The sequence below is a fragment of the Nitrospirota bacterium genome, assembly GCA_015233895.1.
Classification (GTDB): Bacteria; Nitrospirota; Thermodesulfovibrionia; order Thermodesulfovibrionales; family Magnetobacteriaceae; genus Magnetomonas.
Map to the genome: position 1 here is coordinate 444,330 of JADFXG010000001.1, position 14,313 is coordinate 458,642.

Consider the following 14,313-nt stretch of genomic DNA (forward strand, 5'->3'; position numbering starts at 1 on the left):
TTATAATTTTCTGATGTACGCAGAGGCAACAATTTTAGCTGCATAATCTGTGTCACCGGATTGATTTAGCTCTATGTTTTTTATTCTGACAAGAGGTTTGTGATTTTGGACTTCTCTCAAAAATTCTATAATTTTTTTTGGTTTACCCTTAAGTTTAATTATGACTGTAACCTCTGTAATAACTGAACCCTCTGAGCCCTCAACCATCTGAAAGTTTGACACGTTTAATTGCCTGCCTTCAGCAGTTGTAGTCAAAAACTTGACAATGTCGGTCTGAACTGAGGTTTTATTGCTCTCCTTTGGAAAAACAAGCTGGGATAGCTCCTGATTGACCTCAGGGTAGTCGTTCATATCTATTGACATGTAGCGTTTCAGGAGCTCCATTTTAGAGGCGTAAGTGACCTTATAGTCCTCAATTACAGACTTCTTTTTTTCTACCTCAGTTGTCAGAGGCACTATGCCAAAACGAGCTATTGTGAGAAGTGCTACCAGAAGAAATCCGATCTTTCGGATCCTGTCCTTGCTTATACCAGCTCCGGTTTGTTTTATGTTCTGAGACATTTCCGCTAAAACTCCTTACCGGATTTAAACTGCACCTGAGGAGACGACGGCGTCCTTAGTGAGTTGTTAACCTTGTTATCGGACTTAATCGCAGGCTGAGGCGTTGAGGGCGCTTTTAGTGAGTTAAGATTGTTATCAGATTTAATTACAGGCTGAGGTGATGAGGGCGCTTTCAATGAGTTAAGATTGCTGTCTCCGGCTTTTAAAGAAGGCAAAGAGGCTGTGACAATGTTTTTTTGTATCATAAGAGCCTGTTCAAGTTTGTCTTTATCTGCAAAAGTTATGCTCAGATTTATCTTGTATGTGTTTTTGGCATCCTTTTGAGGTTCACCCACTAACTGAACAAATTCCACAGCAGGGTTAGTGCTAAGGCTTTTTATGGCAGAGGCTGGGTCAGCTGTAAGCATCATGGCATTTACGTTTCTGTTGGTTATCTGAATCTGCTGATACCGGTCACCCTGCGGTGAAGCAAGTGCAAGCGCATCCAGAACTTCAAGAGGCGGCAGGGTCTCCTTCACTTTAGTGGCAAGGGCTGTCAGCACTTTTGATGTAATGTCCTTAGATTGTACCTCAGCTAAGAGCAAGACTTTTTTATTTGTATCTGAAATCTTACTCTGCAGCTCTGTGGCAGTGTTATCCAGCCTGTGTAGCGATATGTATGTTGAAATCATGTAACAGACAAAGGAATAAGCAGAAACTCTCATAACAAACTCTATGTCAATGCCTGCATACCACGGTTTCGATAAAAATGGACTGAGATTAAAGGCGGCTAAATTATCAAGGACTGCCGGATAGTCCTTTGGCTCAGTTTCCAAAACTGGGATTGAAAGCGAAAACCCTTTGCTAATACCCGCTGCCTCTCCTACAACAAAAAACCTGATGAGCTTAATTTTCTCTCTTACCGCTCCAAGGCCTCTGATGAATGTTTCCATGTCCTTTTGGTTGACAGCTCTTACAAACACTCGTGTGCCGATAAAACCCTCCGGCCCGTGAGCTATCAGAAAGGTTTTTCCTTGATTTTGCAGCACAGAGATCTCGTAGTCAGGGGATTTAAACAAAACATCCTCAGGGACTGTGTAGTTATAGGGAAATTCATCGGTTATACGGCCTGAAATCCCGCTTTCCCACGCCCATATATCAACCAGGACGTAGTTTTCGTGTTTTTCAAATACATGAAAATAAAATGCCGGGGATGTAATCATTGGAAAGAGCTCATCCAGTTCATTTGAAATCATTCCCATCAGGTTTTTATCTCCTGTGGGCGGATATTTGCTCCTTAAGTAAAAGGAGAGCTCCTTACCGATTATGAGAACGTTTTTGCCAAAAATCCTGTTTATAAAGGAAACTCTGCCATTGAGGACTCTGTCAACCTTGTCTTTTCCAATTTTAAAGTAATCAAATCCTTTTTCATATATATAGCAGGCTGTTATGGCTGCCTTACTTTCTGCCGTATTACGTTTAAAAGTCTTTTTAAGATAGGTTTTAATACCGTCAACTATTTTATTAGCAGATTTCAAGACCGGCTCATCCCTCTTTCCAATAGTAAACCGAATGTGGTGAAAACCCTGTCGTGTCTCTTATACTGATTCCGGACTTTATATGGTACAGGCTTTCGCCTGATCTGACGGCAAGCGTTATTTCAAAAAACTCGGTTGGACGCGCCTGAGTGCCTGAAAAGGATAACGTATCAACCCCTATCTGGTTTAGAGCCTCCATGGCTCCTGTTGTGGTGTTAGTTTTCATATGCTGTCTCAGAGGCTCGATAACATCAGAACTTAAGCCGTAATGAGCGACAATTAACTCCGGCTTTGCAGTGTTGACGTTAAACCCCTCGTTTCTTAACATAGTGATAAAGGGTTTAAGTTTATTAAAGAGCTGAATGTCCATACCCTTAACAAGGAGAATTTCCTCAAGGTACTGAAGGTGAAAATTTCTGGGTTGATAAGGTGCGCCTATCATCCTGTAGTAGTCTGACTCAGCGCCATTTGTACGCACAAGGTCATCAGGATCAATCCAGTCATTTATGCAATCAACTATTTCGTCTGCATTTTTTCCCGGTGCAATAGTGTTTATAAGCTTTTTGAGATCAGAGGCGGAGTTATCTGTGAGGGTGTTACCGTTAGCTGCCAGAGAAACCATACCGTTAGCGTCCTGTAAGCGCAGGATAATGTTTTCGTTAACCCACAAGGGACTACCATTAGCTATTATCTGAGATGCTCCAAGGAGTGAATCATCCGTAAAGGCAACTCCGTCCTGGGTTAGTTTTCCGGTTAGGATAGCAAACATCGAAGTATCGAAGGAGGATTCGGCTAAAATCATCGCCTCGGACTTATCCTTAAGCGCTCCTGCAGTTTTTATATGCTCTTTGATAATCCAGTTGAACCCCAACCCTACCGTTATTATTATTGACGCTATCATTATCGTCAACAAAACAGCTGAGCCACTTTCGTTCCGTAATAATGCTAAATTTATTCCGTGCACGTCCTTCAAACCACACATATTATACTATATTATGTTAGGGTCTGAGTGAAAAGTTCCATTTACCCTTATATTAAAAAAAATATTTTGATTTTTATTATGTTTTCTGTAATTTATCCTGACAGCAGAGGGCAAAGCTGTCATGCCGGGTTTCATCTCGTATTTCTGTACCCAGCTCCAGAGCTTTGTTGACGGATCCATTGCGTAACACTCCATCGTAACATCTGTGACATCTTCAACAATTGTAAAGGAGTTTCCGTTTTTATACGCTCCGCTTATAAATTCCTGGTTTATATCCTCTATGTTTTTTGTATAAACCGGCAGCTCATAGTACATGAGATTGAGGGCATCTTTTGTGGAGTTTTTCTCTGTCACTATCCAGACGACAACGGGCAGCTCTCCTGCCATCGGGGTGTTACTTACATAGCTTAACAGATCCGGCCTGCACACAATGTAAGGACGCCATGTGTTCCAGCTAAGTCTTTTCTCGTCACTCACATAGTAATAGACCACACCGCTTACACTTTTATGCAACCAGTAGCTTCTGGCTATTTTCCAGAAGTTAACACCCTCCTCCATTACAGCCTTATACTGCTTAAACCCCTGATTAAGTGCTGCCATTGCAAGCATCATCATGGCAGAAAATATTGCCACAGCCACCACAGCCTCAATTAAGGTGTAACCTTTGGAACCTTTAATCCACGTTCGGGTATTTTTTTTAATATCTGAGCACATTTAGTGTATATTCCCTGCCCAATCGGTTGTAAGTCACGCCAAACTCTATCCTGTACAGGGTTAGTGAGTAGTCTTTAATCGGATTAATTATCAAAGAAGGTTTCCCTTGCCTTATAGGGGTTGCTCTCCACGTAAGTATAACGTCATCACCCATATCAACGCTGGTTTTAGTCTCTGCTAAGTCGGCGTTTTTAAGAAAATCTATGATCTCAGGCATTTTTGCCGAGATCATATTTGAATCCTGCGCCCGGGAGAGGCTTTCGTAGCCAATTCTGAAAAGGTACATGCTGGCCGCTATGGAGGCTGTAAGGATAAGGCCGGAAATCAGAATCTCTATTACAAGAAACCCATTGTTTTGTAATTGTTTTTTTAGCGGCGTTAACTGCTTAAGCATTTAAAAGATTATACACCCCATAGTTTTTTATTTCAAGAACGCTTATCGGAGGGGACGAAAATTAATATCACACATGTATTTCTACCAAAATATTGTCATAGCTTACAGTCGGAGTTGTTTTTTCTCTGCCGTTTTTTGTCTTTTTTAGTTCAATTAGTCCCATCTCAGCAAGAAATTGAACATCATCAAAAGTATTCTTAATATCTCTGTCAAGAATCTTAGCAAGTTCGTAAATAGATTGAGGATTATACTTCTTAATTCCCTTAAGTATTTTCATACGTCCATCTGTGAGAGTTTTTCTTAGTGTGTCTATATCGTCAAAGGATATTTCCTCGTGTTTTTTTATTTTTTCGTTTTGTTCAATCTTTCTTACAACCTCTTTGACCTCATTAAAAATATCCTCGTCGGATTTAATTACTATCTTTATGTTTCTTACTTTCATGATTTGTCCTCTTTAGAGTTTTTAATATCAGTTTCAAAATCTGCCCAAAGCTTGTCTAAAGTCTGAAATTTGTACGGATACTCTATTTCCTTAAAATGTCTGTGATCACCTTTGCCCTCAGAATTATCATATCCGACAATCCGTTCACCTCTAACTATATAAACCAGAGAATATTTATAGCCAAATGGTTTGTCTTTTGTCCTGGGAACTCTCCATATTTTTATTTCCTTAATAGCATCATCTTTGTAATATTTCTTTTCATGATAAATAAGCTCTGCTATCATATATTAGTATTATCATACCATATATTAAACTTAAAATCAACACATCGGATTGTCTCTGTCATGTAGGGGCGCACCACTGTGTGCGCCCCTAATAATGTGTCTTTCTTCATGAAAATGTGGTTTTACTGGCATTCACAAGGTGGAAATTAGACAGAAAGGGATTTTTTTTCCAGTTTTTAACCCGTGTCCAGGTTAGTGCATGGGTGGGTAACTTTCGGAACGTTCTGAGCATTACGTTGATGTCACAAAAATTTTTTTAATATAGCCATTAGAACCTCCCTTATGCTACTATAAATTTATGAGTGAAACGTTTATTGATAAGGCTCCGGTAGCCGTTATAAAGAACCCCGATATCGAACGTATTATCGGGATGTTGCCGGAGTTGTCCCCTGAGCGCGTTAAGGAGATAGCCGATTTTACAGCCTATCTTGCCGAGAGAGAACGTAAACATAAAGTCTTTATTGAAGAGACTCTGGCTGCCGAAGAAAGGGGTGAATACTATACATTTAATACTGCCGAAGAGGCTATGGAAGCGATAATAAACTGGAGAGAATGATTGCCCACGCTTAAAATCGAAAAGCACTTTATGCGGCAGTCATCCAGGATTACTAAAAACTCAAAAGCAATACATGAAAAACTACTGAAAATCTTAAAGACTTTACAGGAAAATCCTTTCACACCTGCTTTGAAAACGCATAAACTCTCAGGCAATCTGAAAGATAGATACTCATGTTTTGTAACCGATGACATCCGTATTACGTTTAAGCTATCCGACGACAACATATATCTACTCAACATAGGTTCTCATGACGATGTTTATTGATAATTAAACAAAAGGACTTATTCTTTTACCCATACATAACGGTTAAAAGCCAATAAAGATCCAAATAAAACTATTTCCTCATGTGTTATGAGCCTCCATGCGAATTTCACCATACGGCGGAGTTATCTTTACGGCAAAAATGAAATCCTTTACATAGACCATCACAATGCCTCCGCTGGTTGTGCCGTTTGTAAAAAACAGTATAGGGGTAGGGATATAGACGAAGTTACTTTTGGTTTTACCGGATTGCGGTTCCTGTGGCGGCCCTTCTGATTTAACACTGAACTCCTCCGAGAATTTTTGGGGAACTCCATTAACTGTTACAAGCCCTGTGTCGGTTTCTACCAGTTTTTCATCTCCGTCAAGAAATGAGTCCCTTTGGAGCTTAAACATAAAGAGCATAACCTTTTCAGCTTCAAGGGAGGCCATGTACCTGTTGTACATCCTGACAGAGACCGGCACTGTCACGGCAAAAATAAGGCCTATGATTACTATTACGATTAGCAGCTCTATAAGGGTAAAACCCTTTGGTCTCACAACTTTATATTTCCCACATTCATTACGGTAAGGATAAGTGAAATCACTATAAACCCCACAATTATACCCATAAGTATTATTATGGCAGGCTCAATGAGAATAACGATTTTCTTAACCGCACGTTTAAATCTGTCGTCAAAGACGTTAAAGAGCTCAAGAAAAATCTCTTTCATATTGCCGCTTTTTTCGCCAACCGTTACCATGCTTGGTACAATATCGGGCAACATCTCAATGCCTGAAAACACCTCTCCGATAGAGCGCCCCTCCTTTATCAGTTTCAGCGCAGGCTGAAACACATTTCGTATTCTTTCGTTTTGAATTAAATCTATCGAGTACTTAAGTGCCTTTATAAACTCTATGCCACTACTGAGCATAGTGTGCATGGAGTAGGAAAATCTGGAAAGCTCCAGGTTTAGTATCAGGGGTCTGAACACAGGCAGGGACAGTGCGCGGGCATAAGCGCTGTGAAAGAGCTTTTTAACTCCGACATATTTAAAAAACAACACAATAGCAACGATAACTCCAAAAATTGCATACATATTTAAGTACTCTGACATTGCAAAAAGCATTTTTGAGACAGCAGGAAGGTGTTGCAGTTGATCTGCGCCAAAAACACTAAAAAACCTTGGGATTATGAATTTAAAGATAATAAACAGTGTCACCATACTGGCAAGAATTAAGAAAACAGGATATGTCAGGTTGTTTTTGATTTCAGCCTTAAATTGAATTTGAAACTGCAGATTGCCGGCGATTTGCTCAAAGGACATTTTAAGATCGCCCACACTTTCGCCAACTCTTATCACTGAGAGCATGAGGTTGTTAAATGTGCCTGTCTTTTCGAAGGCTTCGGCAACACTTTTGCCGGCTCTGATTTCTTTCACCACACTGCGCAGGCAGGCCTTAAGTACCTGATTTGCAGCCGTTTGAGTTACAATTTCAAGGGAGTTGTCAATCCTCAGCCCAGCTCGCAAGAGCACACTCAGTTCTTTGGACATGTTGTAGAGATCGGTTTCACCGACTGTTGTTTTTTTTACAGAAAACGTTGCAGAGGAAAACGGTGATTTAATGGATACAGACTCAGTAATTGAGACAACCCTGAGCCCCTTGTCTTTAAGCACAGTCCGAGCCTCAGAGAGAGTGGGAGCAGAGAGAGTACCGCTTGTTTCTTTACCTGTGAGATCAACACACTGATACTTAAAGCTGCTCACGTAACCCTGAGCACCTCCTCAATTGTTGTTATACCGGAGATTACCTTAATCAGTCCATCCTCTCTAAGAGTTCTGAAGTTATGCACCTCAATAAGCCGCCGTTTTAGTGAGACAATGGAGTGCTCTTTTATAAACAATTCCTTAAGGTCTTCGGTATATTTAAACACCTCGTAAATGGCAAGCATCCCTCGGTAGCCGGTGCCGGAGCATTTTTTGCAGCCCTGTCCTTTTTTCAAATTAAGAGATAGATTGAGTCCGCTGAATCGTTTAATCAGCTCAGTAAGGTTATACTTTTTAACAATGTGCTCTGGCGCTTCTATAGAAACAGAGCAGTGAGGGCAATTCATTCTGACAATTCTCTGGGCAATAATTCCAAGCACAGAGGCATTAAGCAAGTAGTCCTCAAGCCCCATTTCAATTAAGCGAAACAGACTGCTTGGAGCATCGTTTGTGTGCAGTGTTGAGAGCACAAGGTGGCCTGTCAAAGCTGATTGCACGGCAACTTCAGCAGTTTCCGGGTCTCTGATTTCACCAACCATTATGACATCAGGGTCATGTCTTAAAATGGAGCGAAGAGCGGCGGCAAATGTGAGGGCTATTTCCGATTTGACCTGTATCTGGTTTATTCCGTCAAGTTTGTACTCAACGGGGTCTTCAACGGTTATTATCTTTTTCTCTTTCCTGTCCAGTGTGCTAATCATAGAGTAGAGCGAGGTGGTTTTTCCGGAGCCAGTGGGGCCTGTTACAAGCAAAATTCCAAAAGGCACATTAATAAGTTCTAAAATAACAGGTGCCACATCGGGCTCGATGCCAAGTTTTGTGATGTCAAACGTGAGGCGCTCTCTGTAAAGAAGCCTCATAACCACGCCCTCGCCTATTGCAAAAGGAATTGAGGACACTCTGATATCAATCAGCGCCGATGCGATTTTAGTGCTGAATTTACCGTCCTGCGGCAGTCTCTTTTCGGCAATGTCAAGCCCGGCAAGGAGTTTTATTCTCGAAATAATGGCAAGATAGAGTTTATCCTCAACATCCTGCGTTTCGTGGAGGACTCCGTCAATGCGCATCTTTATCCGATGGGCACTCTCTGAGGGCTCTATGTGAATGTCTGAGGCTCTGAGTTCTACGGCAGAACTAAGCAGGTTATTTAAAAACTTAATGACAGGCGCCTCTGATGCCATCTCCTTAAGCAACTCCGGATTATCGTCAATACTAAGGGATACGAGGTCTTTGTCTGTGACTCTAAATGGTCTTGAAAACTCGTTGATGGTCTGCTCTGTGGCAAGAAGCACGGATACATCGGCATTGAGCGCCATCGTAATGTAGTCAATAATTGGAGCATTAAGCGGATCGTTTGTGATAAGCGTGACAGATAGCCCAGCCGGGGTTTGTTTTAACTCAATGGGGACAAAGCGGTTTCTTATAAGGTAGTCAATATTAAGTTTTCCGGTAAACGATTGAACCAAATCGTCTTTTGGCTCACCAAAAGTATCCCTGTCAAAGATTTCAATTCCAAGTTGGATGGAAAGGCTTTCAATCAGTTGATAGTCGGTAATGGCGCCGGTGCTGATAAGAATCTGTCCAATGAACCCACCGATTTCCTTTTGAACGTCAAGAGCCTTTGCTATCTCCTCTTGTCTTATACCAAACTTATCGGTAAGTATCTGTCCTATCAGCGGTGAGGATGAAAAAAGCCCGTGGGGAGCATTATCGCCGGTTGAGTTAAGCGATTGGGAGTCAGCGGCAGGCGTTGTGTCTGTCAGGAGTTCGTTTACCAATTCTTTATTATCTGGTCATCCACTTTGCCGTTAGGCCCAAGGGAGTAGAGGTCAAAGGTGCCATGTTCGCCGGGACATTTGTACTGATAGGCTCTGTGCCAGGGGTCATCGGGAATGATTTTTTTAGAAAGATACGGCCCTCTCCATAGCTTTTCCGTAGAAGCAATCAGTTCATTTAAATCAGCCGGACAGCGCCCAATATCAAGGTAGAAGGACTGTACGGAGGAGGAGAGCATCTCCACTTGCGCCTTGGCTATTTCCTCCTGTGATCTGGCAAATCTGCCCATAATATTAGGAGCTATCAAAGAGGCAATGAGACCTATAATCATAACCACTATCAGTATCTCCATAAGCGTAAAACCCTTTGAGTTTAGCGCCTGCCGTGTTACTAAAGAATATAAAGACCTTTTAATTGTTCCTTGTTCTGTCATCATGTTTACTCCAATCATTATAAAATCTTTTTTATCAAATATAAGTATTCTATGTATTCAACCATTTTTACAGACAAAGCGTCAATGTCTTAAGTTTTATGAAATTTTGGTAAAGTTGACGGCAAAGGCCGCAATAAAATATAATCTAATATCGGTAGAGATAATTATGCTTGATTACAACCAGTTATTTGAAATAAAAAAGGGGTTAACCGTCCTCTATGTTGATGACGAGGCGGCACCGTGGCTTATCAGAAAGCTGATGCGTATATTTAAAGATGTCATAGTGGCTGAGGACGGCATGAAAGCACTCATGAAGTTTAATCAAAACCACATTGACCTCATCCTCACAGATTACATGATGCCTGAGCTAAACGGCCTCGATCTTATAAGGAAAATACGAAAGGTTAACCAGCGGATTCCAATTATCCTTATAACAGGTTATGTTGACACGGATTTCTTAATTGAATCAATCAATCTCGGCGTAACACAGTTTGTCATAAAACCAATTCAGATGCCAGCCCTTATTGATGCCATTGAAATGGCTGTTTCACAGTACGTGGTGGAGGATATTGTACAAAAAAATCAGGCCCAGGAACTTGAAATTCTCCGGTATAAGGAAAAATACCACTCGGCACAACAGGAGATGGCTTTTCTAAAAGAACTTAAAATCATAAAAAACGATCTCAGCCATAGAACAATTGAATCCCCTGACAGGAGCTTATGGTTTGCGGGGGTTTGCTACGTGCCATTGGATATACTAAGCGGCGACAGCTACTCTATAAGAGAAGTGTCAACACAAAAATACCTATTTTGTATATCTGATGCTATGGGTAAGGGTCTTTCAGCCTCGGTTACAACTATCCTTACAACCTCTTTCATTAATCACATGATTGACCAAAGTAAACAAAGCGGCAACTTTGATTTTAAGGATTTTGTAGTAAACTATACTGAGTTTATAAAAAAAGAACTCCTTTCTGAGGAAATCCTGTGTGCAGCTTTTGTTTTTTTCGATTTTCAGAATGAAACCATGGACTATGCCATATATTCCATGCCACCCGTACTTATAGAAGCATCTGATGGCTCACTGCTTAAATTGAGATGTAATAACCTGCCGATTATGCGATACATCAACTCCCATGTTATTAACAGTTGCAGCCTTAAAGACATCACGAAGATCCTCATCTATAGCGATGGCTTAAATGAATGCCGCACTATAAACAAAAACGGCATTTACCAGGAGGAGCTTGAAGATGATTTCCTGAACTCTGCTTTCAAAGATGATTTATATGAAAAATTCAAAGCAGCGACTGAAGTATCCGAGGACGATATCACATTTATCCTGCTTCAGAGGTTTAACTGCCCCAATAAAAACCAAAAGACCTTTGTAATAGAGAGCCGGATTGAACAGGTTAACTACCTTGGATGTGAGGTGGAAAAATATCTGGCCTCTATAGGTTTAAACGAAGAACAGAATGTTGCAACTATAAGTTCTTTTAATGAACTTCTGATAAACGCCTATGAACACGGCAGTTTGGACATAAAATCAAGCAAAAAAGACGAAATGGTTAAAAAAGGCGAATACGAGGATTTTATGCTTGAGAAAGAAAAACTCGTTGACAAAAAAATAACAGTTACCATTAATACCATTAAACATCAGATTCGGGACTTTTTAGTGATAAAAATTGAGGATGAAGGTTTAGGTTTTGATGTTTCTAAACTTAACGACGCAAATCCGGATAATAAACAATTTTCCGGCAGGGGAATTAGAATTGCAAAAACTCTTTCAAATAATGTATTGTATAATGAACGAGGTACCATTGCGGTACTGATAAACGCGATAGGATGAGGATAATATGGAAATTATGTTAACAAGTGACTCTGAGCTAACAGTAACTGGACATATTAAAACAATAGATGATTATTTAAAAATCAAAGGCTCGCTCAGCAGCCTTTTAGAAAAAGGGACAAACAGCTTGTCAATCAAGGTCGTTGATTCAGTCTCAATGCCATCCTCATTAATAGGTTACTTGCTAAAGATTGTACTGGAAAATCAAATAGGGATTAAACTTTTTGTGAAAGATGAGAGATTGTTCACTTTGCTTGAAACATTAAATCTAAAAGATGTGCTTAAAGTAAAGAAAGTCTAGGGGGTGAGTCACTCCTGCCGTTATGGGGTGAGTCTTTCATTTTATTAAATAATAATTGGTATAACTTCTCAATAAGGCGCCTGCAATGGAAAGCAGACTCATAGGACTTAAAGACATCCGTGTTGGAGTACCTCTTACCCATCCCGTTTATGACGTCCATGGAAAACTCATGCTGCAGCGTGGTTATGTGGTAAGAAACGACAGCGAACTCAGAATGTTAAACGACCTCATGACTCCTTATGCAAAGACGGTTTACCACGAATTCGAGCAGGATTTATCGGCAGGCAAGGGCAGCTTAATGGTTGAAACTCCGTTTGAGATAATCCAAAGCGTAACAGATAACTACAACAGCCTCATAAAAGATACATCTGAAAAGTTAAACATGTCGCTGCGTGTTAATCAGATAACCGACAGTATTCAGCAGTGCTGCTATGATGACGAGGACTTGTCTCTGGGAGCTCTCTACATGGACAGAAGTCTTTCATACACTGTAAAACACCCTATTCATACGGCAACAGTGGCTGAAATCATAGCAAGGAGGCTCAACCGGAGCACTGAGTGGCGAAAATCCCTGATAGCTGCCGTTGTCACTATGAATATATCAATCGTGGAACTTCAAAACGTTCTGCTGCGGCAAAGCCTTCCACTTACTGAATCCCAACGCAAGGAAATAGAGAGCCACCCTGCAAAAAGTGTTGAAATGCTGGAGGCACGCGGGGTAAAGGATGAACTATGGCTGCGCACTGTCATGGAACATCATGAATCCTATGATGGAGGCGGTTATCCCATGAAACTTAAAGGAGAGGAAATCTCAGAAAGCTCACGGGTTGCCCGCCTTGCCGACATATACTGCACTATGGTATCTGAGAGAAACTACAGGGGGCCTCTTTATGCTAACGAGGCAATGAAGAGGATCTTTCTTCAAAAGGGAAAAGATGTGGATGACACGCTTGCCATGTTGTTTATTAAACATCTGGGGATTTATCCTCCGGGGTCTTTTGTTAAACTTAAGAATAAGGAGGTTGCGGTAGTTATAGCAAGAGGAAAACTTGCTAATACCCCTGTGGTTAAAACCATACTGAAGGCAAATGGATTTCCATCATCTAACCCAATAAAACGAGACACGTCTGAGGACGATTACGCCGTAGTGGAGATGCTTTCATACTCGGACATAAATCTTCACATAAATCCGCATAAACTTTGGGGATTTTCAGATTTTGAGAAATCCCCTGCCAAAAAAAGACGCCACAGCAGGTTTATTGCAAACTGTATTGCTGTTGTTAAAGAGCCGGAAACAGGGTTTTCCGTAAATTCTCTTATTCTTAACTTCAGTGTCAGCGGCTGTCTGCTTAAGATTTCTACAAGGGCATTTGCCACAGGCCACGAATCGTTAAAAGTAAAACGTGTGTATGGGCTGCAGTTTGAGATTTTCGACAAACACCTTAAAAACATCCGGCTTCAGATAAGAAACTCCAAAATCACAGGCGGCTACCAATTCGCAGGCGGGCAGTTTCTTGACCTTACTGAGGATGAAAAATCGCTAATACGGCTATATGTGGAAATTAAAGGCAATGATAAAAAAGGCAGCGATTAGCTTTGTCTATAAACTAAGGCTTAGTAACATGGTCTTGGCTTGGTCTTAAGCCATGCTGGCACTGCTACTCCCTTGTCCTCCAGGCTCTCGATAATAATTTCCCGTGTTGTAGGTTTAACCCCTCCGCAATAAAGTCTGCTGTAACCTTTGCTCAAATTAATTGCCGCAAACAAGTATATCAACGCTATTGGCAGAAAAAAAGGCATTAGCGGCAACAAAAGAACCCCAACCGTTATTATAAATGTTTTTTTCTTCATATTCTCCCCGTCTCTGTAAACCTCTCCTGGGTAACCATTAATTATTGTACCATCAAATAATAATTATTTCAACTCAATTACTAATATTTTAATCCGAGTTCTTTAAAAACTATCTTTTTCCATCTCCTGAAAGAATCAAACCGCCTTTTCCAGTAATACTCCCATGCATCCGATTTAGTTGAACTTTCCACCACGCCTGCCTGTGAAGATGCCTGCACAAAATAAACCGCCCCTTTGTGTATCCTTGTGATTAAACCTACATGGTTTTGGCTGTTTTTACTGTCTGTGAAAAACATCAGATCACCTGGCCGGATTTCATGTTTTGTTACCTCGTAAGACATGTCGTATATCTTATCGGAGGGCAGGTAGTGAGGTTTAAAATCAAAGCCGCTGCCAGATAGTGAGTTTTTTGTTACTGCACATACAAGGTGAGAGCAATCGGTGTACGGAGATTTTTCAGGATTAGCTCCTGTCTTGTATTTTTTTCCTATGAAAGGCTTGGTTGCGCTGTAAATGTTTTTCTCTAAAACATCATATGGTGTTTTTATCTCCTGCTCCAGAGATTCAGGCTCACGTATCACCTGCTTTTTGGCGCACCCGGCTGCTAAAAGTAACACAACAACTCCAAGTGTTGCCACAGTCAA

The 14,313-nt window shown here is 40.9% G+C and carries 18 protein-coding genes; 5 read left to right on the forward strand and 13 right to left on the reverse strand.

The genetic code is table 11. From position 1 onward, the window contains the following. The 7 genes from pilO to HQK88_01985 all read right to left on the reverse strand — a co-directional run bounded on the left by pilO (position 1) and on the right by HQK88_01985 (position 4,894). The gene (gene pilO / locus HQK88_01955) at positions 1-561 is read right to left on the reverse strand and encodes a type 4a pilus biogenesis protein PilO (GenBank protein MBF0615561.1); all 561 of its coding nucleotides are present in this window, start codon (positions 559-561) and stop codon (positions 1-3) included. A 5-nt stretch (positions 562-566) separates the two neighbouring features. Continuing rightward, positions 567-2,078, reverse strand: coding sequence for a hypothetical protein (locus HQK88_01960; protein ID MBF0615562.1), 1,512 nt, complete (start codon positions 2,076-2,078; stop codon positions 567-569). Positions 2,079-2,085: 7 nt separating this feature from the next. Further along, complete coding sequence (locus HQK88_01965) at positions 2,086-2,991, reverse strand: general secretion pathway protein GspK (protein MBF0615563.1); 906 nt, start codon at positions 2,989-2,991, stop codon at positions 2,086-2,088. A gap of 75 nt (positions 2,992-3,066) precedes the next feature. Beyond that, positions 3,067-3,774, reverse strand: coding sequence for a prepilin-type N-terminal cleavage/methylation domain-containing protein (locus tag HQK88_01970; GenBank protein MBF0615564.1), 708 nt, complete (start codon positions 3,772-3,774; stop codon positions 3,067-3,069). Beyond that, a complete protein-coding gene (locus tag HQK88_01975; GenBank protein MBF0615565.1) occupies positions 3,758-4,168 on the reverse strand; it encodes a hypothetical protein in 411 nt (136 codons plus the stop codon). Before HQK88_01975 ends, HQK88_01970 begins: the two co-directional genes overlap by 17 nt. 67 nt (positions 4,169-4,235) lie before the next feature. Then, positions 4,236-4,610 carry an ArsR family transcriptional regulator gene (locus HQK88_01980; protein ID MBF0615566.1) on the reverse strand — a complete coding sequence of 125 codons (375 nt, stop codon included), beginning with the start codon at positions 4,608-4,610 and terminating at the stop codon, positions 4,236-4,238. Beyond that, positions 4,607-4,894 carry a hypothetical protein gene (locus HQK88_01985; protein MBF0615567.1) on the reverse strand — a complete coding sequence of 96 codons (288 nt, stop codon included), beginning with the start codon at positions 4,892-4,894 and terminating at the stop codon, positions 4,607-4,609. The genes HQK88_01980 and HQK88_01985 overlap by 4 nt, the downstream gene beginning before the upstream one ends. A gap of 298 nt (positions 4,895-5,192) precedes the next feature. Here HQK88_01985 and HQK88_01990 point away from each other — a divergent pair, with 298 nt between their 5' ends. Both HQK88_01990 and HQK88_01995 read left to right on the forward strand, forming a co-directional pair. Further along, the gene (locus tag HQK88_01990) at positions 5,193-5,450 is read left to right on the forward strand and encodes a hypothetical protein (GenBank protein MBF0615568.1); all 258 of its coding nucleotides are present in this window, start codon (positions 5,193-5,195) and stop codon (positions 5,448-5,450) included. Then, positions 5,451-5,717 (forward strand): type II toxin-antitoxin system mRNA interferase toxin, RelE/StbE family, encoded by a 267-nt coding sequence (locus tag HQK88_01995; protein MBF0615569.1) that lies wholly within the window; start codon positions 5,451-5,453, stop codon positions 5,715-5,717. 78 nt (positions 5,718-5,795) lie between these two features. Here the strand turns inward: HQK88_01995 and HQK88_02000 are convergent, their stop codons facing one another. The 4 genes from HQK88_02000 to gspG all read right to left on the reverse strand — a co-directional run bounded on the left by HQK88_02000 (position 5,796) and on the right by gspG (position 9,671). Then, positions 5,796-6,254, reverse strand: coding sequence for a prepilin-type N-terminal cleavage/methylation domain-containing protein (locus tag HQK88_02000; GenBank protein MBF0615570.1), 459 nt, complete (start codon positions 6,252-6,254; stop codon positions 5,796-5,798). Beyond that, a complete protein-coding gene (locus HQK88_02005) occupies positions 6,251-7,462 on the reverse strand; it encodes a type II secretion system F family protein (GenBank protein MBF0615571.1) in 1,212 nt (403 codons plus the stop codon). Before HQK88_02005 ends, HQK88_02000 begins: the two co-directional genes overlap by 4 nt. Next, the gene (gene tadA / locus HQK88_02010; protein MBF0615572.1) at positions 7,459-9,138 is read right to left on the reverse strand and encodes a Flp pilus assembly complex ATPase component TadA; all 1,680 of its coding nucleotides are present in this window, start codon (positions 9,136-9,138) and stop codon (positions 7,459-7,461) included. Before tadA ends, HQK88_02005 begins: the two co-directional genes overlap by 4 nt. A gap of 95 nt (positions 9,139-9,233) precedes the next feature. Then, positions 9,234-9,671: a type II secretion system major pseudopilin GspG gene (gspG, locus tag HQK88_02015; GenBank protein MBF0615573.1), complete on the reverse strand. Its 438-nt coding sequence runs from the start codon at positions 9,669-9,671 to the stop codon at positions 9,234-9,236. 106 nt (positions 9,672-9,777) lie between these two features. On the opposite strand from gspG, the gene HQK88_02020 reads away from it, so the two are divergent. The 3 genes from HQK88_02020 (at position 9,778) to HQK88_02030 (ending at position 13,412) form a co-directional block, all read left to right on the forward strand. Then, positions 9,778-11,517, forward strand: coding sequence for a response regulator (locus HQK88_02020; GenBank protein ID MBF0615574.1), 1,740 nt, complete (start codon positions 9,778-9,780; stop codon positions 11,515-11,517). Positions 11,518-11,533: 16 nt separating this feature from the next. Further along, positions 11,534-11,818: a hypothetical protein gene (locus HQK88_02025; GenBank protein ID MBF0615575.1), complete on the forward strand. Its 285-nt coding sequence runs from the start codon at positions 11,534-11,536 to the stop codon at positions 11,816-11,818. An 85-nt stretch (positions 11,819-11,903) separates the two neighbouring features. After that, positions 11,904-13,412, forward strand: coding sequence for an HD domain-containing protein (locus HQK88_02030; GenBank protein ID MBF0615576.1), 1,509 nt, complete (start codon positions 11,904-11,906; stop codon positions 13,410-13,412). Positions 13,413-13,432: 20 nt separating this feature from the next. Here the strand turns inward: HQK88_02030 and HQK88_02035 are convergent, their stop codons facing one another. Both HQK88_02035 and HQK88_02040 read right to left on the reverse strand, forming a co-directional pair. Beyond that, positions 13,433-13,669 carry a hypothetical protein gene (locus HQK88_02035; protein ID MBF0615577.1) on the reverse strand — a complete coding sequence of 79 codons (237 nt, stop codon included), beginning with the start codon at positions 13,667-13,669 and terminating at the stop codon, positions 13,433-13,435. A gap of 80 nt (positions 13,670-13,749) precedes the next feature. Continuing rightward, on the reverse strand, positions 13,750-14,307 hold the full coding sequence (locus tag HQK88_02040) for a C40 family peptidase (GenBank protein ID MBF0615578.1): 558 nt from the start codon (positions 14,305-14,307) through the stop codon (positions 13,750-13,752). Positions 14,308-14,313 lie beyond the last annotated feature (6 nt).